General features: G+C 36.9%; 17 protein-coding genes, 3 tRNA genes and 1 riboswitch. Of the genes, 5 read left to right on the top strand and 15 right to left on the bottom strand.

Annotated features, from left to right (window positions below; genetic code table 11):
- From thiS to thiC, 3 genes are read right to left on the bottom strand one after another with little or no spacing between them, the layout of a single operon-like run.
- Positions 1–198 carry a sulfur carrier protein ThiS gene (thiS, locus tag BS34_RS0105275; protein ID WP_029407496.1) on the bottom strand — a complete coding sequence of 66 codons (198 nt, stop codon included), beginning with the start codon at positions 196–198 and terminating at the stop codon, positions 1–3.
- A 9-nt stretch (positions 199–207) separates the two neighbouring features.
- The gene (locus tag BS34_RS0105270; protein WP_051640694.1) at positions 208–1,395 is read right to left on the bottom strand and encodes an FAD-dependent oxidoreductase; all 1,188 of its coding nucleotides are present in this window, start codon (positions 1,393–1,395) and stop codon (positions 208–210) included.
- A gap of 3 nt (positions 1,396–1,398) precedes the next feature.
- Positions 1,399–3,342, bottom strand: a complete 1,944-nt coding sequence (gene thiC, locus BS34_RS0105265) for a phosphomethylpyrimidine synthase ThiC (RefSeq protein ID WP_029407494.1) — start codon at positions 3,340–3,342, stop codon at positions 1,399–1,401.
- 135 nt (positions 3,343–3,477) lie between these two features.
- Positions 3,478–3,576, bottom strand: a riboswitch (TPP riboswitch).
- 190 nt (positions 3,577–3,766) lie between these two features.
- Here thiC and BS34_RS0105260 point away from each other — a divergent pair.
- The gene (locus BS34_RS0105260; RefSeq protein ID WP_029407493.1) at positions 3,767–4,588 is read left to right on the top strand and encodes a tetratricopeptide repeat protein; all 822 of its coding nucleotides are present in this window, start codon (positions 3,767–3,769) and stop codon (positions 4,586–4,588) included.
- A 42-nt stretch (positions 4,589–4,630) separates the two neighbouring features.
- The gene (locus BS34_RS0105255) at positions 4,631–5,152 is read left to right on the top strand and encodes a DUF3087 family protein (protein ID WP_029407492.1); all 522 of its coding nucleotides are present in this window, start codon (positions 4,631–4,633) and stop codon (positions 5,150–5,152) included.
- A gap of 48 nt (positions 5,153–5,200) precedes the next feature.
- Here the strand turns inward: BS34_RS0105255 and BS34_RS0105250 are convergent, their stop codons facing one another.
- The 6 genes from BS34_RS0105250 to uvrC all read right to left on the bottom strand — a co-directional run bounded on the left by BS34_RS0105250 (position 5,201) and on the right by uvrC (position 9,153).
- Positions 5,201–5,797: an ANTAR domain-containing response regulator gene (locus BS34_RS0105250; RefSeq protein WP_084151570.1), complete on the bottom strand. Its 597-nt coding sequence runs from the start codon at positions 5,795–5,797 to the stop codon at positions 5,201–5,203.
- A gap of 392 nt (positions 5,798–6,189) precedes the next feature.
- Positions 6,190–6,276: transfer RNA gene (locus BS34_RS0105245), tRNA-Leu, on the bottom strand.
- 54 nt (positions 6,277–6,330) lie between these two features.
- Positions 6,331–6,404: transfer RNA gene (locus BS34_RS0105240), tRNA-Cys, on the bottom strand.
- A gap of 5 nt (positions 6,405–6,409) precedes the next feature.
- A tRNA-Gly gene (locus BS34_RS0105235) sits at positions 6,410–6,484 on the bottom strand.
- 110 nt (positions 6,485–6,594) lie between these two features.
- Entirely contained in the window at positions 6,595–7,167 is a 573-nt protein-coding gene (gene pgsA / locus BS34_RS0105230) for a CDP-diacylglycerol--glycerol-3-phosphate 3-phosphatidyltransferase (RefSeq protein WP_029407490.1), read from the bottom strand.
- Positions 7,168–7,254: 87 nt separating this feature from the next.
- The gene (uvrC, locus tag BS34_RS0105225; protein WP_084151569.1) at positions 7,255–9,153 is read right to left on the bottom strand and encodes an excinuclease ABC subunit UvrC; all 1,899 of its coding nucleotides are present in this window, start codon (positions 9,151–9,153) and stop codon (positions 7,255–7,257) included.
- Between the two features lie 66 nt (positions 9,154–9,219).
- Here uvrC and BS34_RS0105220 point away from each other — a divergent pair, with 66 nt between their 5' ends.
- Positions 9,220–10,173: a S49 family peptidase gene (locus BS34_RS0105220; protein ID WP_029407488.1), complete on the top strand. Its 954-nt coding sequence runs from the start codon at positions 9,220–9,222 to the stop codon at positions 10,171–10,173.
- A 164-nt stretch (positions 10,174–10,337) separates the two neighbouring features.
- Here BS34_RS0105220 and BS34_RS0105215 read toward each other — a convergent pair whose 3' ends face one another.
- The 3 genes from BS34_RS0105215 to BS34_RS0105205 form a co-directional block, all read right to left on the bottom strand.
- On the bottom strand, positions 10,338–12,317 hold the full coding sequence (locus tag BS34_RS0105215; RefSeq protein WP_029407487.1) for a peptidoglycan-binding domain-containing protein: 1,980 nt from the start codon (positions 12,315–12,317) through the stop codon (positions 10,338–10,340).
- 196 nt (positions 12,318–12,513) lie between these two features.
- Positions 12,514–15,312 (bottom strand): bifunctional aconitate hydratase 2/2-methylisocitrate dehydratase, encoded by a 2,799-nt coding sequence (locus BS34_RS0105210; RefSeq protein WP_029407486.1) that lies wholly within the window; start codon positions 15,310–15,312, stop codon positions 12,514–12,516.
- 207 nt (positions 15,313–15,519) lie between these two features.
- On the bottom strand, positions 15,520–16,809 hold the full coding sequence (locus BS34_RS0105205; RefSeq protein ID WP_029407485.1) for an OsmC family protein: 1,290 nt from the start codon (positions 16,807–16,809) through the stop codon (positions 15,520–15,522).
- Positions 16,810–16,845: 36 nt separating this feature from the next.
- On the opposite strand from BS34_RS0105205, the gene BS34_RS0105200 reads away from it, so the two are divergent.
- Complete coding sequence (locus BS34_RS0105200) at positions 16,846–17,796, top strand: LysR family transcriptional regulator (protein ID WP_051640692.1); 951 nt, start codon at positions 16,846–16,848, stop codon at positions 17,794–17,796.
- Between the two features lie 198 nt (positions 17,797–17,994).
- Here the strand turns inward: BS34_RS0105200 and BS34_RS12820 are convergent, their stop codons facing one another.
- Positions 17,995–18,345 carry a cold-shock protein gene (locus tag BS34_RS12820; protein ID WP_084151568.1) on the bottom strand — a complete coding sequence of 117 codons (351 nt, stop codon included), beginning with the start codon at positions 18,343–18,345 and terminating at the stop codon, positions 17,995–17,997.
- A gap of 332 nt (positions 18,346–18,677) precedes the next feature.
- On the opposite strand from BS34_RS12820, the gene purB reads away from it, so the two are divergent.
- The gene (gene purB / locus BS34_RS0105190; protein WP_029407482.1) at positions 18,678–20,078 is read left to right on the top strand and encodes an adenylosuccinate lyase; all 1,401 of its coding nucleotides are present in this window, start codon (positions 18,678–18,680) and stop codon (positions 20,076–20,078) included.
- Between the two features lie 220 nt (positions 20,079–20,298).
- Here purB and BS34_RS0105185 read toward each other — a convergent pair whose 3' ends face one another.
- The gene (locus BS34_RS0105185) at positions 20,299–21,444 is read right to left on the bottom strand and encodes an ABC transporter permease (protein WP_029407481.1); all 1,146 of its coding nucleotides are present in this window, start codon (positions 21,442–21,444) and stop codon (positions 20,299–20,301) included.
- Positions 21,441–22,598: an ABC transporter permease gene (locus tag BS34_RS0105180; RefSeq protein WP_233993144.1), complete on the bottom strand. Its 1,158-nt coding sequence runs from the start codon at positions 22,596–22,598 to the stop codon at positions 21,441–21,443. Before BS34_RS0105180 ends, BS34_RS0105185 begins: the two co-directional genes overlap by 4 nt.
- Positions 22,599–22,613: the final 15 nt, after the last annotated feature.

The raw sequence follows: 22,613 nt of genomic DNA, 5'->3' as shown, positions 1-22,613 counted from the left end.
TCAACCTCCTTGAATTGCACCAACGACATCCACCTTGTCATTATCTTTTAACCAGGTAAATTCATGCTCAGATTGTGGTATAAATTCATCATTTAACAAAATGGCATAAGGTTGATAGACTTCAAAAAGTTTCAAGGCATCCATTAACTTCACTTCTTTTTCAAAAGTATATTGCTGTTTATTAATATTAATATTCATTATTATTTCTCAAGAGACCATTTCTACGTTTACTGCAGTCGCTTTTTTATAGATATTGCCGTTAACTACCAGGCCTGGTAGATTTGAAATAGATTCAGTGTTGGGTTTTAACTTATTGTTATTACAGTTAATAACTTCTAAACAAGCCTTAACAACTACCGGTGCCAAAAGGTATCCATGTCTGAATAATCCATTAACAGTTAGTCGGTTTTTATGCTGAATAATTTTGGGGTGGTTGTCTAAAAATGCCGGACGTAAACCCGAATCAATACTCATAACTTCAGCTTCTGCAAAGCCTCTATGAACACTAAAACAAGCAGACAATAATTCCAATACGGAACGCACTGTAGGATTTCGCTTATCCTCTGATTCAATTTGAGTGGCACCAATCACAAAATTATGATTTTCTTTAGGAGCAATATAAATAGGATACCGAGGGTGCATCAATCTAACAGGCCTGGTTAGATTGACCTCAGGAGCATGCACACGAATCACTTCGCCCCTCACCGCCCTAAAGGGACTCACTCCATCTAATAACTCTTTAGAAGAATCACTATTAGCTAAATCTTTTTGTAATCCAACTCCTCTGCAATCAATAACCCAATCAAAATCAGATAACGGTTTTTGGTTAACCAAAACCACTTCTTCATTTACCTCAACATTTGCGTTGTATTGCCATACGACATTATTTTTATTAATGTCATGTTTTTTAATTTCAGAACCCAAGGCCTCAAGTAATTGACGATTATCCAATTGAGCCTCATTGGGTAAAAAAAGCCCTTTTGAAAAACTTGTGTTTAATTCGGGTTCAAGAGCATGAATTTGTTGACTATCCATCTCTTGAAAAGCCCTTCCTTTTAAACGAGATTTAAACTGCTTTAAAGCAGCTAAATCTTGTTCAAATGCCACCATTAAACTCCCCGTTTGCTGAAAGTAAACATTCATCTCTAAATTGTCTAAAAACTCAGGCCATAAAGATAGTGCTTGCTCACCCATCTGCATAATTTCAATAGAACAATCAGCAGACTCCGCCAACGGCGCCAACATAGCAGCCGCTAAAAATCCTGCGCTTTGTTGAGCATCACCATCATCTTTGTCGTACAAAGTAATGTCAAAATCATTCATAAGCGAGACCGTTAACATTCTGCCTAGCAAACCAGCCCCTAAAATGGCAATTTTAGGTTTAATAGCTTGCATAAATTACGCCTCTTTTTGATAGATTTCGCTACCAGCCTCTCTGAACTCTTTAGACTTTTCTTTCATACCTGATTGAATGGATTCTAATGAAATTTCAGTAATCTGACCTGTTTCAGCGGCTTTTTCTTGAGCATCCGCGTAATCACGAACCTCTTGACTGATTTTCATAGAGCAGAATTTAGGTCCACACATAGAACAAAAATGAGCAACTTTCCCGGACTCTTGAGGAATGGTCTCATCATGATATTCACGAGCACGTTCAGGGTCTAATCCCAAGTTAAATTGGTCTTCCCAACGAAATTCAAAACGTGCTTTTGAAAGAGCATTATCTCGAATTTGTGAGCCTGGATGACCTTTCGCTAAATCACCGGCATGAGCGGCTATTTTATAAGCCATTAAGCCTTCTTTAACATCCTCTTTATTAGGCAGACCTAAATGCTCTTTTGGCGTGACATAACACAACATAGCGCAACCATACCAACCGATATTGGCCGCACCAATACCTGAAGTAATATGATCATAACCCGGAGCAATATCAGTCGTTAATGGGCCTAAAGTATAGAATGGTGCTTCATCACACTCTTTAATTTGCTTATCCACATTCTCTTTAATCATATGCAAAGGAATATGACCTGGACCTTCTATAATCACCTGAACATCGTGTTTCCATGCAATTTTAGTTAACTCACCTAAAGTCTCTAATTCTGCAAATTGCGCTTGATCATTAGCATCAGCAATCGCACCTGGACGTAAACCATCACCTAATGAAAACGTCACATCATAGGCTTTCATAATTTCGCAGATATCTTCAAAGTGGGTATATAAAAAGTTTTCTTGATGATGCGCTAAACACCATTTAGCCATGATTGACCCACCACGAGATACAATCCCGGTAACGCGTTTTGCAGTCATTGGTACATAGCGTAATAGGACACCCGCATGAATCGTAAAATAATCTACGCCCTGCTCAGCTTGCTCAATTAAAGTATCTCTAAACACTTCCCAAGTTAAGTCTTCTGCTACGCCATTTACTTTCTCTAAAGCCTGGTAGATGGGAACCGTACCAATCGGCACTGGCGAATTACGCATAATCCATTCGCGCGTCTCGTGAATGTTACGTCCGGTAGACAAATCCATTACCGTATCCGCCCCCCACTTAGTTGACCAAACTAACTTTTCAACTTCTTCGGCAATAGAAGAACCGACCGATGAATTTCCAATATTTGCATTCACTTTAATTAAAAAGTTACGGCCTATAATCATAGGCTCAGACTCTGAATGGTTGATATTACAAGGTATAACCGCACGCCCACGAGCTACTTCATCTCTTACAAATTCTGGCGTAATTTCCTTAGGAATACTCGCGCCAAAAGATTCTCCCGCATGTTGCTGGGTTAATATCTCATCACGCACTTCTGCACGTTTCATATTTTCACGAATCGCAATATATTCCATCTCAGGAGTAATAATTCCCTGGCGAGCATAATGCATTTGAGTGACGTTTTTACCTGTTTTAGCGCGTTTTACAGGAGGTAAATTTTCAAAACGAATATGCTCTAAACCTTCTTTAGCTAAACGACCTTGAGTATATTTTGATGTCACTGAATCTAAGGTTTCAACATCGTTACGTGCATCAATCCACTGCTCTCTAAATTTAGGCAATCCTTTATAGATATCAATCTCTATATTTGGATCAGTATAAGGTCCAGAAGTATCGTAAACCGGTACAGATTCATTTTTTTCATAAACTGGATTCTCTTCAGAACCACTGACATAAGTATCCGTGACTTCAATTTGGCGCATTGCGACTTGTATTGGGTGTAACTTCCCTGCAACGTAAACTTTTTTTGAGTTAGGAAAAGATTGACCAGAAACATTTTGAATAAATGCTTCAGCTTCAGCACGCCTTTGACGACGATCAGTAGATTGGTGGTTGTTTGAACTCATAACTTAGCCTTATTTTTATGTTTTAAATAAAAGGCGAAGCTGTTTAGACATGTAGATTCAGATTATGAAGTCATAAAAAATGAACAGCCTTACATGGGTAAAGACGCTTGAACATTATTTTATTTTCACAAGGATTGCAATAATCTGATTGTTCCCTTCGCTGGCATTATCCAGATCAGGTTCTACGGATCCCGCTTTCGCGATCTCAGCCTAAAGGCACTCCGACATAAATCAATTTTGTAAATCGGATTTGATTATACAATAAGTATTTTCAAAATATCAATTTTAAAAAAAATATCTAAAAATAGATTATGATACGTATATTCGTTATTCATGTTAATCATTTATACGTATCCAATATTCAATAACAAATTCAAAATACAAGTTAAGAATAGAATCAAAAATTAAGAATAGAATTCCTTTTATGAAAAAACTCACTCTCGTTCTCTACATCACTCTTTTTTTAGCCCCCATTGTGAGTCATGCCCAAACGGCATTTAACACTAATACCTGTAATAGAATTTTTAAAGATGACACTAAAGAAACCTGTCTTAAAGCGGTAAACGGTGATGCTAATTCACGCTATGACATGGCTCGCCTATTTGCTAACCCAAATAACGACAAACAGAATCTTAAATACGCTTTTTACTGGCACCTTAAGCTTTCACGCCAAGTACTTAAAGAAGCATTGCATCAACCGCTTTTTATGCAAATCTTATATAACACCGCAGTTTTATATAACGAAGGTCAAGGCGTAAAACAAAATTTAAAAAAAGGATTTTACTGGTTTACTAAAGCAGCAGAACTGGGTGAACCTAATGCAATGTTTCGTTTAGCGATGGCTTATGAATCTGGAGTGGGGACAAATATTGATGACAATAAAAGTTTATTTTGGCTACATAAAGCAATTGAACACGAAAATTCCAAAGCCTTAATCGCAATGGCTAAACGCCTTATTGAAGGCAAAGGCGTTGAACAAAGTCTTCCCAAAGCACTTAATCATTTAAAACAAGCTGCTCAACAAAAAGACCCTGAAGCTAGTTTTATTTTAGGTAACGCCTACTTAACCGGAACTCTAGTAAAACGAGACCTTTCTTTAGCCAAAGAATGGTACGCTCAAAGCTGTCAGCAAAATTTATTAAGCGCCTGTAAGCGCTACTATGATATTGATAGTCAAAACCCAAAGCTCTTCAAGTTTCTAAATCAATCTCAATTAACGGATGACAAGCCTACCGTAAATCAGTAGAATCGCTGTCCATAAATTTATTGAAAAAAACTGTGGTATAAGATGTTTAAAATAGAAGAGATTGATCCAGTTTATTACCGAAAACAAACCCGTAAAGCAACGCTAATGGTAATGGCTATTTTCATAATCATTGGGTTTATCACTGCAACAATGGCTGTAGATTGGTTTGGAGAGTATTCCAGCAATCATTTAGTCTTAAACTTTATTGGTGCTTTTGTAGGTTTATTGATTACGGCGGGAATTGTAAAAGTGTTTTTTGCCAACAAACCGTGGATGAAAGAGGCTATTTACGCTTGGCGCCTTAAACGTAACTTGATGTACGTATCAAATGCCTTGAACAATATTAAACAAGCGGTTGAAGACAACGACCCACAAGCGATGAAAATTTTGCGTTTTTATCACTTAGGTTTAGAACAAATGCATAAGTTAGAAGACAATAACCAAGCGTTAATCGATATTGTTGCAGAAAAACGCGAGCTTGAAGAGAAAATGCAAAAACAGGATTTAGAACTCAATCAAATTGAATTTGATTTCACTTGGACTGAAGACTACAAATCTGAATAATTTTTGCTAAAAATATCCAAATAAACATCAATAAACATCAAGTAAAGATTATTCTCCCCCCTCTAAGCCAATAAGCACACCACACACCTCGTGTGAGATAACGGATATCTTCTTGCCCTGGTCCATCGCCATTTTTCTTAGTGTTTTATAGGCTTCATCTTCATTCATACCTTTATGCTCCATTAATAGACCCTTAGCCTTTTCTATAACAGCTCGCTCGGCCAACTTGTCCTTTACAGAGGCTAACTCCTTTTTTACCGCCTGACATTCGTTAAAGCGCATAATCGCGACATCAATAATTGGCTTAACCCTCTCTGGAGACTTTCCATCAACGATATAAGCTGCTACTCCCGCCTTAACCGATTTTTCTATCACTTTAGAATCCGAATCATTACTAAAACAAACTACTGGTTTAGGACAAAAATCTCGAACTAACGAAAACTTCTCAAACAATTCAACCGTTGGTTTATCAACGTCCAACACAATTAAATCAACATGAACAGAATCTAATTTCTGCAAAAAATGATCATCTGAAGAACATTTATAAATCTGCGAAGCTCCGGCAGCAACCAAGCCCTCTTGAATAGAACCGGTACCATTTAAGTCATCACTAATTAATAATACTGAAAATGCTAGCTGCATCATTTTTAACCTTTTAAATTACTTTTATTGCATTCAAAACGAATAGTATGCCAAGATTTTATTAGTATTCATAAACATAAACTTATATATAAAAAGCAATAAATAAGAATAGATAACCCCCTAAAAATATAACAATCTAACCAATTTGGTGCAAAAATAAGTTTAATAAACCAGCTATATAAATCACAGTAAAAGATAAGAATGTTGTTAAAAGTGTTTGAAAGAGTTTTGCATCAAGGGGCAAAATATAAGATGAGTTGTTAGATAAAAATGACTGTATATTAACTATTTATCTTTTAAAATTACTCATAGCAACTACAGCTAAATAAATAAAATGTTGAATTTTAGACATAAAAAAAGCCAGATTAGAATTATCTAATCTAGCTTTCAGAATATGGTGCCCAGGGCCGGAGTCGAACCGGCACAGTATTTCTACCGGGGGATTTTAAGTCCCCTGCGTCTACCAATTTCGCCACCTGGGCAGGTGTCCAGTGAAAAACACTGAGTATTTCATCTTTTATTAAAGATGAAGAATATGGAGGCGGAACGCGGAGTCGAACCGCGGTAGATGGATTTGCAATCCACTGCATAGCCACTTTGCTATTCCGCCATCTTTGGAGCGGGAAACGAGGATCGAACTCGCGACCCCAACCTTGGCAAGGTTGTGCTCTACCGCTGAGCTATTCCCGCTTGATGGGTGCGTATTATAGGGAGTAGCCCATAAAGGTCAAGCTATTTTTTTGAAAAAAATTAAAAAGTTTTTGAATTAATTTATCAAAAATTATTGTACTCAGCTAAGCCTATGATTCTGTTGAACGAATAATTTCAGGCAGAGCGGCTAAGGTATATTGTACCCAAGTAATCACCGTTAAAACTGCTGCGAAGTAAAGCATTGGGAAACCAAGTTCACCCCAGTTTATACCCCAAAGCTCCCCACCATAAAGTAGCCACGTTAAAGCGGCTAATTGAGAGGCTGTTTTGATTTTGCCTAATTTAGATACCGCAACGACATCTCTTGCATTATTTTCAGCCATCCATTCACGTAGTGCTGAAATACCAATCTCACGCATCATAATCAAAACGGCTGAAATAATAACGTAAATATTATCGTGATACTCCGCTGCAACAACAATTAAAGCAGCGGCAACAATCAACTTATCGGCAACAGGATCTAAGAAAGCGCCTAATTTACTATCGGAGCCAAGTTTTCTTGCTAAATAGCCATCAAACCAATCCGTTATTGCCGCAATCATAAAGGCCAAACCAGCCCAAAAACGGGCGTCTTCTATTGGTGCATAGTAACAAACCAAAAAAACGGGAATCAGTACTACTCGACTCCAAGTCATCATCATTGGCAGTGATTTAATTGACATTTTTTACTCTTTTTTAAGAATTAAATTAATGGCGTAAATACTACCACACCTTTAAAAAGCCAGGTTAATTGAAATTAATAAACTTTGCTAAAGACTTCCATGAAAAAAGTCATAAATTTTTTGTGCTTTATCTAAACTGATACCTTTGACTTTTTGCAGCTCTGAGACCGAAGCTTCTTTAACCTCGCCTAAGCCACCAAAATGTACCAGTAATTGTTTGCGTGTTTTAGGCCCAATGCCTTCTATTGATTCTAGACTTGACTGTGTTTGTGCTTTAGTTCGTTTTGCTCTATGTGATGTGATTGCAAAACGATGCGCTTCATCTCTTATGTGATTAATCAGATGCAGGGCTATATCATCTGACTCTAAATCAATGCCCTCTAAATTATAAGGAGTGTAAAGAATCTCTAAACCAGCTTTACGCCCTTCTCCTTTAGCAACAGAAACCAAAGGTACATGTTCTAGTTCTAGCGTTTTTAAAACATCTATCGCTTGAGTAAGCTGCCCTTTACCACCATCAACTACAATTAAATCGGGCAAAACGGCATTTTCTTTCTTTAAACGAGCATAACGGCGTTGCATTGCCTGATGCATAGCAGCGTAATCATCACCCGGTTGAATGCCTTCTATATTAAATTTTCGATACGCTTGGGTGTTGGGAATACCATCATGAAACACCACACAACTGGCAATTGTCATTTGTCCTTGCGTGTGACTAATATCAAAACATTCCATATAATTTGGCGGATTAACTAACGCTAGAGATTCTTGTAATGCTTCCACTCGTTGCGTTTGCGTTGCCCGTTGAGTCATATGTTGTTTTAAACCAGACAAAGCATTAGTCATAGCAAGCTGAACCAAGCCTTTATTAACTTGATTATGAGCGCTCTTCAAAAACACTGGTTTTTGACGTTGTTCTTTTAACCAGGCCTGGATACTTTCTTTGTCTTGTAACTCGCAGTCCACTATCAACTCAGCGGGAATAGGATGCACTAGGTAATGCTGAGTAATAAATGCCGTCATAACCTCCTGCTTTTCAAAACCATCGGTTAATTTGGGGTAATAGTGTTCACTACCCCATAAATTTCCACCACGGTACATCATTAAACACACACAGACCTGAGAAGCCTGTTCAGCGATGGCAATAACATCCATATCCTTTGAGCCCGGTTGGTTAATTAAGTGCTGACTTTGTATTGCTCTTAAAGCCGAAACCTGATCTCGATAACGAGCAGCTTGCTCAAATTCTAACTCTTCTGAAGCCTGTTCCATTTTGTGCCCAAGCTCTTCAATCACCTCAAAACTTTTACCTTTTAAAAATCCAAGTGTATGGCGTACATCTTCTTGATAATGCGCTTTACTAATCAACCCTTCAACACATGGCCCTGAACAACGCTTAATTTGGTATTGCAAACAAGGTCGAGATCGATGATTAAAAACACTTTCAGCACACTGTCTAACCGGAAAAATCTTTTGCAAAGACTGTAATGTTTGATGGACTGCTGAGGCATTGGGAAATGGGCCAAAATATTCTCCTTTACGTCTTTTTGCACCACGGTGATAACTTAAAGCCGGAAAATCTTTGGTGGTTGAAACAAAAATATAAGGATAAGACTTATCATCCCTAAAAAGTATATTGTACTTAGGTTTATAACGTTTTATTAATGTGTTTTCTAATATAAAAGCTTCACTATCGGTATCCGTAACGGTGACTTCAACCCGTGCTATTTGCTGCACCATTTTTGCCGTCTTAATCTCATCATGTTGCTTTTTAAAATAGCTCGACACACGGCGTTTTAAATTTTTAGCCTTACCCACATAAATAATCGTACCTTTGCTATTTATCATTCGATAAACACCAGGCCTTTGGGTTAACTGCTTTAAAAAAGCTTCAATATCAAATTCATCTACTGCAGATATTGCAGGTACTGAATTATCAACTGAGTCATTTTTTTTGTGATTTAGAGAGATATTATCTTGGGTCATATACTAGAAAACGGTTAGAATTGATTGCTTAAATAAATTGTGAACTATCATTATAAAGGATAAATAATGTCTCAAGAGTCTGAAAACTCACAACAAGGATTTAGCCGCTTAGCTTTAGCGGTAGAGTCTCTAGTTAAACAAGAGCGTTGGAGCCGACGCTTTGCTAACTTTCTTAAGCTGGCGATAGCTGGTTACATTGTATTTTTTATCTATATTGCTAGCCAAAATCTAACTTCTGGCGAAGAATTTGAAAATCTAAGTTCAAACAAACCTCATGTTGCTGTTGTTAAATTAGATGGCGCTATTATGCCTGGCACAAAAACGAGTGCTGAAACCATTAAACCTTTATTAAGAGAGGCCTTTAAAAATGAATCTAGCGAGGCTGTAATTATTCAAGCCAACTCGCCTGGTGGAAGTCCTGTTCAATCCGCCTTAATAAACGATGAAATCGTACGTCTTAAAACTAAATATAAAAAAACCGTTTATGTGGTTGTAGAAGATATGTGTGCTTCAGGTTGTTATTACATTGCGGTTGCTGCTGATAAAATTTATGCCAATAAAGGTTCTATGGTAGGCTCGGTTGGCGTACGCATGGATACATTTGGTTTTACTGGTTTAATGGATAAAATAGGGGTTGAAAACCGCTCTATGCATGCTGGAGAACATAAAACCTTTATTGACCCTTTCAGTGAAAAAGATGAAGCCGGTCGTAAATTTTTTCAAGAACATATCTTAGAACGTACTCACCAACAGTTTATTAAAGCAGTTCGTGATGGTCGTGGCGACAGAATTAAAGAGACTCCTGAAACTTACACAGGTTTAGTATGGCTTGGTGATGAAGCGACTGAAAACGGCTTAATTGATGGACTTGGTGACTTAGGTTCTGTTACTAGAGATATTATTGGAAATGATAATATTCGCTACTATGAAGGTAAAAAGAGTGTCATTGAAGAGCTTATGGGTGACATTAGCACTCAAACAGCCAGTAAACTTTCTTTATACCTATCAACAATGCATTAAAAAAGATCATGTTTTTATTAAGCTACCAGGCATGGTAGCTTTAACAACACCCATCTTAACTTAACCATAAAGCCGGCATTTGTCGGCTTTTTAATGCCTAATCTATGTCTTAAATAGCTATATCTTTGACGAGCGTGGTAGCAATCTTTATAGCCCTTTAAGACTTACTCTTTTTTAAATACACCTAAGTGTTGAAGAACTTCAAGCGTTAACTGCCCGTAAGCTAATCCATTTTCTTTTTGATAAGCCTTAACAGCGCTTAAAGTGTTGATTCCCCAAATACCATCAATCACCACTAAATCTAATGGAGGATTTGGTTTTAAATACCCCTTATCTCTTAAGGACAACTGAAGGCTTTTGATAATGTCTGCGCTACGACTTGCTTTACATAAAGTCGCCCTAAACTCTTTAAGTCCGTTATAAACTAATTTTCCATTGTCTAATTTTTTAGGGATGTCTGCTCGAGCGCGACAACGCCAGACTTTCTCGCCTTTTACATATCCATAAACAACGTAATGACTTGTTTTAGGAATATCCGTCACATTAAATGAGTTTTCATTTATACCCTTGAGAATGATTGGGTTAAAAACGTCATTACTTTCAGTCTTACTCTTGGTCGTACTCTCAGCCACAGCCTCACTAACAACCTCATTACCAACCTCATTCTCAGTCTCTAACAACGGAGATGCTTTCTTAACACTAAGCGGCTTTGTAGCTTCGGTTTCTTTAATTTCATCTGCTTCTTGTGTTTGTTTTTTCTCTTGAGGCTTTGAGTTTACCAAGTTTTGAGAGACCTGTTTAATTCGTTTGGAATCCGCTTCAAAAACACCTATATTTTCAAGAGACTCAATGGTTAATTGACCATACAGTAAGCCATTTTTTTGCTGATAATCTTTTAATGCAACCAAAGTCGTTTCACCCCAAACGCCATCAATCAACTGATCTTGAGTTAATGAATCTGACTTAAGATAGCCTTTATCATAAAGTTCATACTGTAAAGCCGTCATTGTGGCGACATCACGACTTTTTTTGCAAAGCGTTGCACTTAACTCTTTCTTACCTTTTGAATAACGCCAGCCTTCAGAACCATTATTAATTGGCACTAACGCATTTGCTGCACAACGATAATAGTTAACTCCCTCCAAGTTTTTATACAAAACTGGTTTACGAGATTTAGGCACAATCCTTGCAATTTCTATCTCATTTTTATTGTTTGTTTTCTCTACTGAATTAGCGGCTTCTAAGATTTGTGACGGATTCTTATCTTGTCTTTGTTTTTTATCTTTAACTAACGCATTTACATTTTCAGCAACCTCTTTCACCTCATCGGGAGTCTCGCTTGTTGCCACCTCTTTATGACTAACTTTTACATTCTCTTCATCAGAAAATTGTGCAGAAGCGATTTCACTCTCATCAATAGGCTCTTGTTTTACAACCTTAATCTGTTTAACGCCGAGCATATCATCAACAATTTTATCTTCTCTAAACAACCCTATATGCTCAAGCGTTTGTATACTTAATTGACCAAATAACAAACCATGATCTTGTTGATATTTCTTAACTGCAACCAATGTAGTTTCACCCCAAATACCGTCGATAAGCTGATCTTTGGTTAAGCTATCCGAAACTAAATACCCTTGGTTGTATAACGCAGTTTGCAGTGCAAGCATGGTTTTTTTATCACGATTGGCTTTACATAAAGTAGCCGTTAACTCCCTTTTATTTGGGTGATAAATAAACTTTCCATCAATATCTTTGATTGGTACTAAAGAATTTGCAGCACAACGATAATAAGAAACACCATCCATTTTTTTATACAGCACAGGTTTACGTGAAGTGGGAATTATTTTATGTATTTCAGAATGCATTGTAGGCTTATCAACTTCAGTGGATTTGCTACTTACCTTTGTTCCATTTTTTTCGGCCAATAGCCTTTTAAAAATTCGTTTTTGTTGCGCTTGACGATTTAATTCTGAATTGATTCTCTGTTGTTCATCTACCCTAGCCTGCTCAATCATTAAATCAACTTCGGCCTGAGAAAACTGTTTTGAATTTGAATCACTATCACTTGATATTTGAGATGAAGAACATCCATTAAGAACCGTTCCTAAAACAATAACAGTCGTGATTTTTTTTAAATGCATTATGTTTCCTTAACGTTTACCAAAGATATAAACCAATCGAGTTTAGATAAATTTTAGATATTATAAACAGTAATTTAACGAACCGATTATTAATACTCTTAATAAACAAAAAACCGACTATAACCTAAGATGTCATAGTCGGTTTTTTATTGGGATTAACGGTTTTAACCTAACCCCTTACGCTTATTCTGTAAATTTAAATATTAAATTCAATAGTAGCTGTGGCTGAACTCAACTCTTTTACAGGTGGTGCAAAATCCGTTAAATAAATACCGGTTACTGCAGTTTTGTATTCATCTAAACTTGGTGTTCGGCCTAGAATGGTTGAAAGCACAACAACAGGAGTTGAGGCTAACAAAGATTCCCCTTTTTTCTCGTCAGAATCTTCAACCACACGACCTTGGAATAAACGAGTAGACGTCGCTAATACCGTATCACCTTTTTCTGCTTTTTCTTGGTTACCCATACAGAGGTTACAACCTGGGCGCTCAAGGTACATCATATTTTCATATGAAGTACGTGCTGCATCTTTAGGTGCACTGTCATCAAACTCAAAACCTGCGTATTTTTGTAGAATTTCCCAATCACCTTCCGCTTTAAGTTCATCAACAATATTATAGGTTGGTGGTGCAATAACTAGCGGAGCCTTAAACTCCACTGAGCCATTTTGTGCTTCAAGATTTCTCAGCATCTGTGCAATAACCTGCATATCACCTTTGTGAACCATACAAGAGCCAACAAAACCAAGATCTACTTTCTTCATTCCACCGTAAGATGAAAGTCCTCTAATTGAATCATGCGTATAACGTTTTGAAACATCAGGGTTATTTACATCAGGATCAGCAATCATTGGCTCATCAATTTCATCCAAATCCACAACAACTTCAGCATAATACTTTGCATTATCATCAGGTCTTAAAGCCGGCTTATCACCAGATTTAATTTCAGCAATACGTTTGTCTGCTATTTCTATTAATCCCTGAAGCATATGAATATCATTATCCATACCCTTATCAATCATAATCTGAATACGGCTCTTAGCAATAGCTAAAGACTCAATTAAAGTATCGTCTTCAGAAATATTAATAGAAGCCTTGGCTTTCATTTCCGCTGTCCAGTCTGTAAAAGTAAAGGCCTGGTCAGCTAATAATGTACCAATGTGAACCTCAATAATTCGACCTTGGAACACGTTCTCACCAAACTCTTTTAACATTTGAGCTTGAGTAGCATGAACCACATCACGGAAATCCATATGGCTTTTCATTTTACCTTTAAAGGTGACCTTTACAGAATCTGGAATAGGCATCGTTGCTTCACCGGTGGCTAATGCAAGTGCCACGGTTCCAGAATCAGCTCCAAACGCAACCCCTTTTGACATACGGGTATGAGAGTCACCACCAATAATAATGGCCCATTCATCTACCGTAATATCATTTAATACCTTATGAATAACATCCGTCATTGGATGATAAACGCCTTTAGGGTCACGAGCGGTAATCATGCCGAAATTATGCATAAAGCTCATTAATTTTGGAATGTTTGCTTGAGCTTTGGAATCCCAAACAGAAGCCGTATGACAACCAGACTGATAAGCACCATCTACCGTTGGTGAAATGACTGTTGCGGCCATCGCTTCAAGCTCTTGTGCCGTCATTAAACCAGTAGTGTCTTGTGAACCAACAATATTCACTTTTACACGAACATCTGAACCCGTATGTAATGGCGTTTTTGAAACAACACCCACCGCATTTTTGTTAAAGATTTTTTCTACCGCGGTTAGACCTTGACCAGCATTTGAAATTTCTTTAGCCGGTGCAAAAACTAATGGAGCCTCTACACCTAAGGTTTCAGCAGCAAATGTTTGTAACTTTTTACCAAACACCACCGCGTAAGAACCACCTGCACGCATAAACTCGACTTTTTGAGGTGTAAATGATGCTGAAATATCCGCTAATTCGGTACCACCGTTGTACAATTTTTTCTCTTTAGTGTTAATGGTTAACACCGTTCCTGTATCAACAGAATAAGCTTGCTCTAAAACTGCATCGCCATTTTCATCTAATACAGCCTTACCATTAGCATCAATCTTTTTAACCCAGTTTTGCAAATCAATCCCAATACCACCGGTTACATCAACTGTTGTTAAGAAAATAGGTGAAATACCGTTTGTTCCTGCAACGATAGGCGCATTGTTTACAAAGGGTACATATGGACTAATAGGCTCACCCGTCCAAAGCGCCACGTTGTTAACACCTGACATACGAGAAGAACCTACCCCCATAGTGCCTTTTTCAGCGACTAACATGACTTTTGCATCAGGGTTAGATTTTTGTAATTCTTTAATTTTGGCCTGAGCTTCAGGGGTAATCATGCATTGACCATGTAATTCACGGTCTGAACGAGAGTGCGCTTGGTTACCTGGAGAAAGTAAATCAGTAGAAATATCGCCTTCCGCAGCTACATAAGTCACTACCTTAATCTCTTCCGCTAATTCAGGAAGTTTGGTAAAGAAATCTGCGCGGGAATAACTCTCAAGAATATCTTTAGCAATCTCATTTCCTGCTTTATAAGCAGTTTCAAGACGTTCTGTATCAGCTTCATATAAGAATACTTGGGTTTTTAAAACCTCAGCAGCAGGTTTAGCCACTTCTAAATCATCAGACAACGCCAAATCAAGAAGCACTTTAATCGATGGACCTCCTTTCATATGTGACAACAGCTCAAAAGCAAAAGCCGGCGTAATTTCAGCGACGACTTCTTGACCTAAAATAATCTCTTTTAAAAACTGTGCTTTTACAACCGCTGCCGGAGTTGTACCTGGAAGTGTGTTATAGATAAAAAACTTTAGAGAATCATCACGATTCTCATTGGTAGTATCTTTAATTTGGTCAATAATTTCGGAGAGTAATTCAGCGCTATCGATAGGTTTTGGGTGAAGTCCAAGCTCGTTTTTGCGAGTCTCGATTTCCTGCATGTATTTTGTATATAAGCTCATTTAAATTCCTTAAATAATTTTTAATGAATTATAAAGGAATACACCTTTTTGCACAAAAATATCTTGTGCCCTTAGTTTCAAATTTAAACACGAGTAAAATGGAAAATACTTGTAAATATAATGGATTATTAAGTTGCTTAATGCAAAAAAAGCCACCAGGCTTGGTGACTTTTTTAAGTTAATTAATTTCTAGCGAATGTTAAAAAGTTATTCAACTAAATGACCATTTAAATAAACGTTTGTCTGCATTTCTGTTTTATTCATAATACCTTCTCCTGCAAAACAAGTACGTAGTGACTGTTTAGCGTATCGCTCTGCATCAGCTTTACTTGCATCACTTTTAACAATCACTCTGGTAATAACATCATTTAAATACCCTGTCATTGTCGGGGTCATGAAATTATCTTGCTGGTAATTAAATTGATGCTCCACTCGGTAATCGTCAATTTTCACACCCTGTTTTTGAAAATACATCTGATTAGGTGTAAGTTGGCTCATTAGGCAGAAAGAAGTACCAATCGTGAAATACTCCCATGAAGTAGGAGCCTTTGCGACACCTGCATAGCCACGACTATCATCAGAATAAAGCTCCCATGTTTTATAGTTTTGAGTTAATGATTTCGCTCTAACTCTATGCATATAAGGTCTATCGGCATCATTTGCAGACTCAACAATGCTAATTTCACTAAATAGCAATGGATTAGGCAAATGATGCATATCAACTGCAAGATCGTCTTCAACCTTAAGCGTTTTTAGTTTTAAATCAGGTGTGATATTTGTCAATTTAAAACCTTTCTCTATCGAGACGGGAGAATCTACTCTACCTTGACTAGGCTTTTGACCAGACCAGGAGTCAGCATTAACTACAATGCCGGCATCAATCGTTGTTTTATTAGCTAAACCTTCACCAACCGCCCATGCTTTTATCGCCATATCTTTCAATGCTTTTATTTTTTCAGGTGATTCATTGCTCTTAATCAGAATATTTGAAACAACTTTATCCGTATAACCTGACCATTTATTAGTCATAGTATCAGCCCATCTAAAATAGATTTTTGATTCTATTTTTACGTTCTCAACGTTTAAATCTAATACCTTAATACCTCTTTCAATTTGAGTTAATAAACTAGATGAAATTCCTGCCGCATAATAAGTTAAAGGATTTGGTGCGGTTTGATGATGAGATTCACCTCCCTCATCACTCACCATTTCCCATGGACTTGATTGAGCGACACCGAGGGCCTTGACGACTCCTTTTTTTAGAAACGGAGCTTCCTTATTTAAAATTCTTTGTGTTGTGGTCACTATATTTTCTGAAATAGCACCATTTACAGGGTTTGCTTGTTGAGGGGTAAACGTTGTTGGACGAGTATAGTCATTCAATCTAGACTCAATGGGGTAAACCTTTTCACCTGGTTTAATGTCATTTTGGGCATAGACAGGAGTTGCTGAAATAAGAGTTATTAGTGTCGATAATGTTATTACCTTGATATTCATCATATTTTCCTCATTGGTTATGGTGTTGAATTCATTATGAATATTTTGACAACATTAAAAAACAGTGTTCTACTCATATATATTATGAATAAAATCGATTTCTTAAACTTAGATGTACGCAGTCTTAGAACGTTTTTAATTGTTCTTGAGGAACTTTCTATTTCCAAAGCGGCAGAAAGGTTAAATGTAACCCAGTCAGCAGTAAGTCATACGCTTTCTAAACTTAGAATTGCAATGGGTGACCCATTATTTGTTCGTTCAGGAAGACACATCTCTGCAACAGAACGAGCTACGGCCCTAAGAGAGCCCATACAAAATGTATTAGATGAACTGAAAGGGTTAACAGATCAGCGCTCATTTGATCCAACGACACGTGAATTAGAATATGTTATTGCCGCCAATGACTTTCAAAGAGATTTAATTTTTCCTAACCTTCTACAAAACCTAGATAAAGATATCACTATTCATACGCAATTTATTGCGTCTGGTCTCCCTGCTGCAAAATTACTTCGTCAGGATCGCTGTCAACTTCTGATCACACCCTATCCTCCTGATGGCCCAGACATATATCAAATTCGGTTATTTGAAGACCATCTGGTTTGCTTCTATGATGATGCTATGAGAAATGCTCCTAAAAATTTAGAAGAGTTTCTAACAAGTGATTTAATAGACATTAAATTTGAAGATAATAAATCTACATCAACCGCCTTAAATTTTTCTATAAAAGATCAACTTAAAAAAGCAAAAGTAACCGTTTCAAACTTTAACGCCGTTTACCTTTTTCTTAAAAATAGTGAAATGCTTTGCGTAGGGGTTAGCTTGATGTCAAAATTAGGTTACCACGGACTTCAACAGTCTGAACTCCCATTTAAAAGCCCTTCCATTCCAATGTATTTAGTTTGGCATAGGCGCAATCATTCTGACCCAGCAAACCTCTGGCTAAGAAATAAAATTAAAGATTTTGTTAAAGAAAACATTAAGAATTGATGTATTCTAAAACTACCAGGCCTGGTAGTTTTAAAAATAATAGAGTTTAGTTTTAACAGATATTTTTAAAAATAACAATTCAAAAACTAACTCTTTAGTTAGCGCAATATTTCATCGCTTTTTAAATCTAATTCATTTATTCAAAACGTATCCAAATAAATGAAATTTTCTATTTTTTACTATTTCAGCGCGAACAGCTTATAGAATAATGTTCAGCCCAAGAATAATAACGCCAGCAAGAGCTAATGAACTTATAATCTTCCAGGTAGTTAAAGAACTCTCTAAAGACGCTACTCGATCTTCCATAGAAGCTTTATTCGGCTTGCCTTTTTGGTTAGCGCCTTTACCACCATCTAAAGGCATTACATTATCTGCCTGTGGGCCTTTTTCTGAATCTTTTGTAACAAACTCAACAGCAACACCCTGACGAATTTGGCCATTGCCCTGCCATGCAGTTTTGTGAAAAAAGAAATCTTCGCCGCTCTTATCGTCAACAATAAATCCGAAACCTTTTCGGAAGTCAAAACGTTTAATAATGCCTTTGGCCATATTTTTACTCTTTTTTATGTGTAATGAGATAATTTATATCAAAGCGAATTTTAGTTCAATATTGAACTAATTGCCAATTATGCTCATATCTTTTTGAAATTTTAAATAATTGTACTTACTTGGTGGTGCAAAAAATACAATAAAAATTGTATTTGATTTGTGCTTGAAATAGATAACTTAGAGTCGAATAATAAATGCATTTCTCACCCTACTTTCAAATCATTATTTAATAGAGTTCGCAGCTTTTTAAAGGCTAAAATTCATCCGTATTTTTAAGGTATAATAGCCGCCATTAAATTTACTGCACTTCGCTGCTAAGAGGAACTTAACATATGCAACTTTCAGAATTAACCGCAATTTCTCCTGTAGACGGTCGTTACGGGGCTCGTTTGAGTAACTTAAAAGAAGTTTTTAGTGAGTTTGGTTTAATTAAAAACCGTGTAAAAGTTGAAGTGTTTTGGTTGCGTATGTTGGCAAATCATCCTGGTTTTCCAGAAGTACCAAAACTTAGTTCTGAAGCTGAAGCTCATCTAATTAAACTAGTTGATGAATTTTCCTTAGAGATGGCACAACGAGTTAAGGAAATTGAACGTACGACTAACCATGACGTTAAAGCGGTTGAGTACTTAATTAAAGAACATTTTGCTGGTAATGAAGAGTTAATGGCGGTTTCTGAATTTGTGCATTTTGCTTGTACTTCTGAAGACATCAATAACTTGTCTTATGCCTTAATGCTTAAAGATGCACGCGAATTTGTGATTATTCCTGAAATGGATAAGTTAATCGCAAGAGTAGTTGAAATGGGTGTTGAAATGGCTGACATACCAATGATGGCTCGTACTCATGGTCAACCAGCATCTCCAACATCGGCAGGTAAAGAGTGGGCTAACGTGGCTTACCGTTTACAACGCCAGGCTAAGCAGTTAATGAATGTACAAATCATGGGTAAAATAAATGGTGCAACGGGTAACTTTAATGCTCACCTAGCCTCTTACCCTGATGTTAACTGGTATGAATTATCAGAACAGTTTGTTCAGAGCCTAGGCCTTCTTTGGAACCCTTACACCACTCAGATTGAGCCACATGATTATATTGCTGAGTATTTCCACGCTATGTCACGTTTCAACACCATCCTAATCGACTTTGACCGTGATGTTTGGAGCTATATTTCTATTGGCTTCTTTAAACAAAAAACCATTGCGGGTGAGATTGGTTCTTCTGCTATGCCACATAAAGTTAACCCAATTGATTTTGAAAATTCAGAAGGTAACTTGGGAATGGCAAATGCAATCTTTGAACACCTTGCAATGAAACTGCCTATTTCAAGATGGCAGCGTGACTTAACCGACTCAACGGTACTTCGTAATTTAGGTGTCGGTGTTGCTCATACAATCATCTCTTTACAGTCTACAATGAAAGGTTTGAGTAAATTAGAAGTCAATGCTGAAGCCATGGCGCAAGACTTAGACTCTAACTGGGAAGTATTAGCTGAAGCGATTCAAACCGTTATGCGTCGTCACGGTTTTGAAAAACCTTATGAAAAACTAAAAGACTTAACGCGTGGTCAACGTGTAAACAAAGAGATTATGCAAAACTTTGTAGATGGTCTAGAAGGTTTACCTGAAGAGGCTAAACAGTATTTACGTGATTTAACGCCGGCTACTTATATTGGTAATGCGGCTCAGCAAGCACAAAATATAGAGTTAGCGATCACCATGCTTAAAGGCCGATAATAGAGTACATCTCACGCCTAAAATGGCGAGTTTCTTTGTTTAAGAACGGTCGTGTACATTTGTACACTCCCTTTTCTTAGCCTTGAACCTCGCACATTTTATTCGCAACCTGTATCTCTATTATTTTGCTATTAATACTTTTTAGTATTTTAAACCCACTTTTGGCTTACCAGGCCTGGTGGGTTTTTTTATGCCTTTATTTTACGTATTTGCTTATATTTTAATTTTCAAATTGTTTGCGAAACTGGCTAATACCAAATATGAATAGAACGGTACCTAAAGCAAATAGTGAAAGTAAATCAGTCCATATCAAGTTTAATCCAGCCCCCTTAAGAATAATACCAAAGCCCATATTAATGTAATAATAGAGCGGCGAGAAATGAACAATCGGTTGCTCCCATTCAGGCATAGCTTCGGGCGGAGTAAATGCACCAGAGAGTAAAACAATGGGCATAATCAATATAATTGAAACAATCATAACCTGCGCTAGGTTTTTACTAACTGTGGCAATAAAAATTCCCAAACCGGACATAGCGTAAATATAAACTGCTGATACTAAGAAAAACAGCCAAAACTCTCCTTGAAACGGTACTTCAAAAACAGGAATAACAATTAAAAACAGTGATAACGCTACACCAATTAATAGAATAATCTCAACCGCCAAAATCTTCGGTAAAAGAATTTGAAACGGTGTCAAAGGTGCAATAGAAAGCTGTTCAATGGTTCCTCGCTCTTTTTCTTTAACCAATATAGCCGCGGTTAAAAACAGAGATAACAAAGTCATAACGGTCATCATTTCTGAAATAGCCATAAACCATGAGCTTTTACCTTCGGGGTTAAATAGAATCATTTTTTTAGCATCAACACTAGGTGACTCCATTTCATCTATATCATTTATTTTAAGTTTTTTTAGCATCCATTCTTGGTTAAAGCTTGCATTAGATAAACTTACATAACTGTTTGCTAGATTGCCTAAAATTACATTACTGGCATCGAGCTGAAAACTAATATCTGTAGACTGTCCTTTCAATAAATCATTTTGAAAATTATGTGGTATTTCCATAACGCCTAACAGTGAGCTGTTATCTAGGTAATGCTGTGCATCCTTATCGTTATCAATGCTTCCTTTCACATCAAAATATGGTTGACGTAATTTATTGAGCCATTCTCGACTTGCTTCACTCTGATCGTAATCTACATAACCAATTGGAGCATTGATTAAATCGAAAGAGACCCCTTTTCCACCAATGAAAACCTCACCTGTAAAAAAATATAAGGTTGCAATAACCAAAATAATATCTCGACTGTATTGCAATAACTCTTTTTTTGTTAGCGAAAGAACGCGTCGCCACCATAATAAGTTCATCCATTAACCCTCTTACGAAACCGTAAAACAGCCAATAACCATAATAAGATCAAAAAACCACTTAATATTAAGATATTTAGCCATAATTCCGGCCATCCCTGACCTTTTAAAAATACCCCCCAAATCACTTCTAACTGATACATTGCTGGAAAAGCATGCGCTTCTATAACCGCTTCTGATGACATTGAAGCAACAGGCATCATTAAACCAGAATACATAATGCCAGGAATCATTGTACCCAACATAGAAATTAAGGCCGCAGCAGCCTGTGACTTTACAAAGGACGAGATAAGGACACCTATCGCAGCAGCACTAGCTACAAAAAAGAAATTGGCAACTAATAATACCGATAAATCCCCCTTAAAAGGAGCCTGAAAAACCCAAAGAGCCAACAAACAGAGAATAGATATATTGATATAAGAGATAGCAATATAAGGTAATAATTTACCGGTAATAAATTCACTCCGGGATGCTGTTGAAGCATAAATATTAAAAATTGAACCCGTTTCTTTTTCCCTTACTACACCTAAAGCGGCAAGCATAGCCGGAGAAACGAGCATAACCAAAACGATTAGCCCTGTTCCTGTTGACCAAATGCTTTTTAATTCATTGTTATATAAATAACGGGTTTCTAATGAGACGGGAGAAATTAGATCACTAATGGCTTGACTAGTCATTCCTTGGCTTTTCATAGCCCACTGTTGTATAAGTTCTGAGTTATAGTTTGCATTAATGGCCGATATATACCCTGACACTACAGAAGCACGGTAATTAAACATACCGTCTATTTGCGCTTGAACTTCTGCACTATAACCATTAATAATATTTTTAGAAAATTCAGGAGGAATCACCAATACAAACCTGACTTTAGAAGTATTAATTAACTCGTCAGCTTTTTTAACCGAATCAATACTACCTTTATAGTCAAAATAACGAGAGCTAATAAATTTATATGAATAATCTCTACTTTGATCAGAATTATCGTAATCTAGCACTGCAAAGGGCATTTTTTCTACATCAAAACTTAACCCAAAACCCAAAATTAAAATCATAATGAACGGAAACACAAAAGCCATTATAAAATAGACACGGTCCCGCCAAATTTCAAGCATCTCTTTTTTTGTGATGGTTAAAACTGTCTGTAAATTCATCATGAACAGGTATGCCTT

Origin of the sequence: Thiomicrorhabdus sp. Milos-T2, assembly GCF_000702325.1 — a bacterium.
In the GTDB taxonomy this organism is placed as follows: Bacteria; Pseudomonadota; Gammaproteobacteria; order Thiomicrospirales; family Thiomicrospiraceae; genus Thiomicrorhabdus.
Note: the sequence above shows the minus strand (reverse complement) of the source record. Positions and strands in the feature narration are given on the sequence as shown.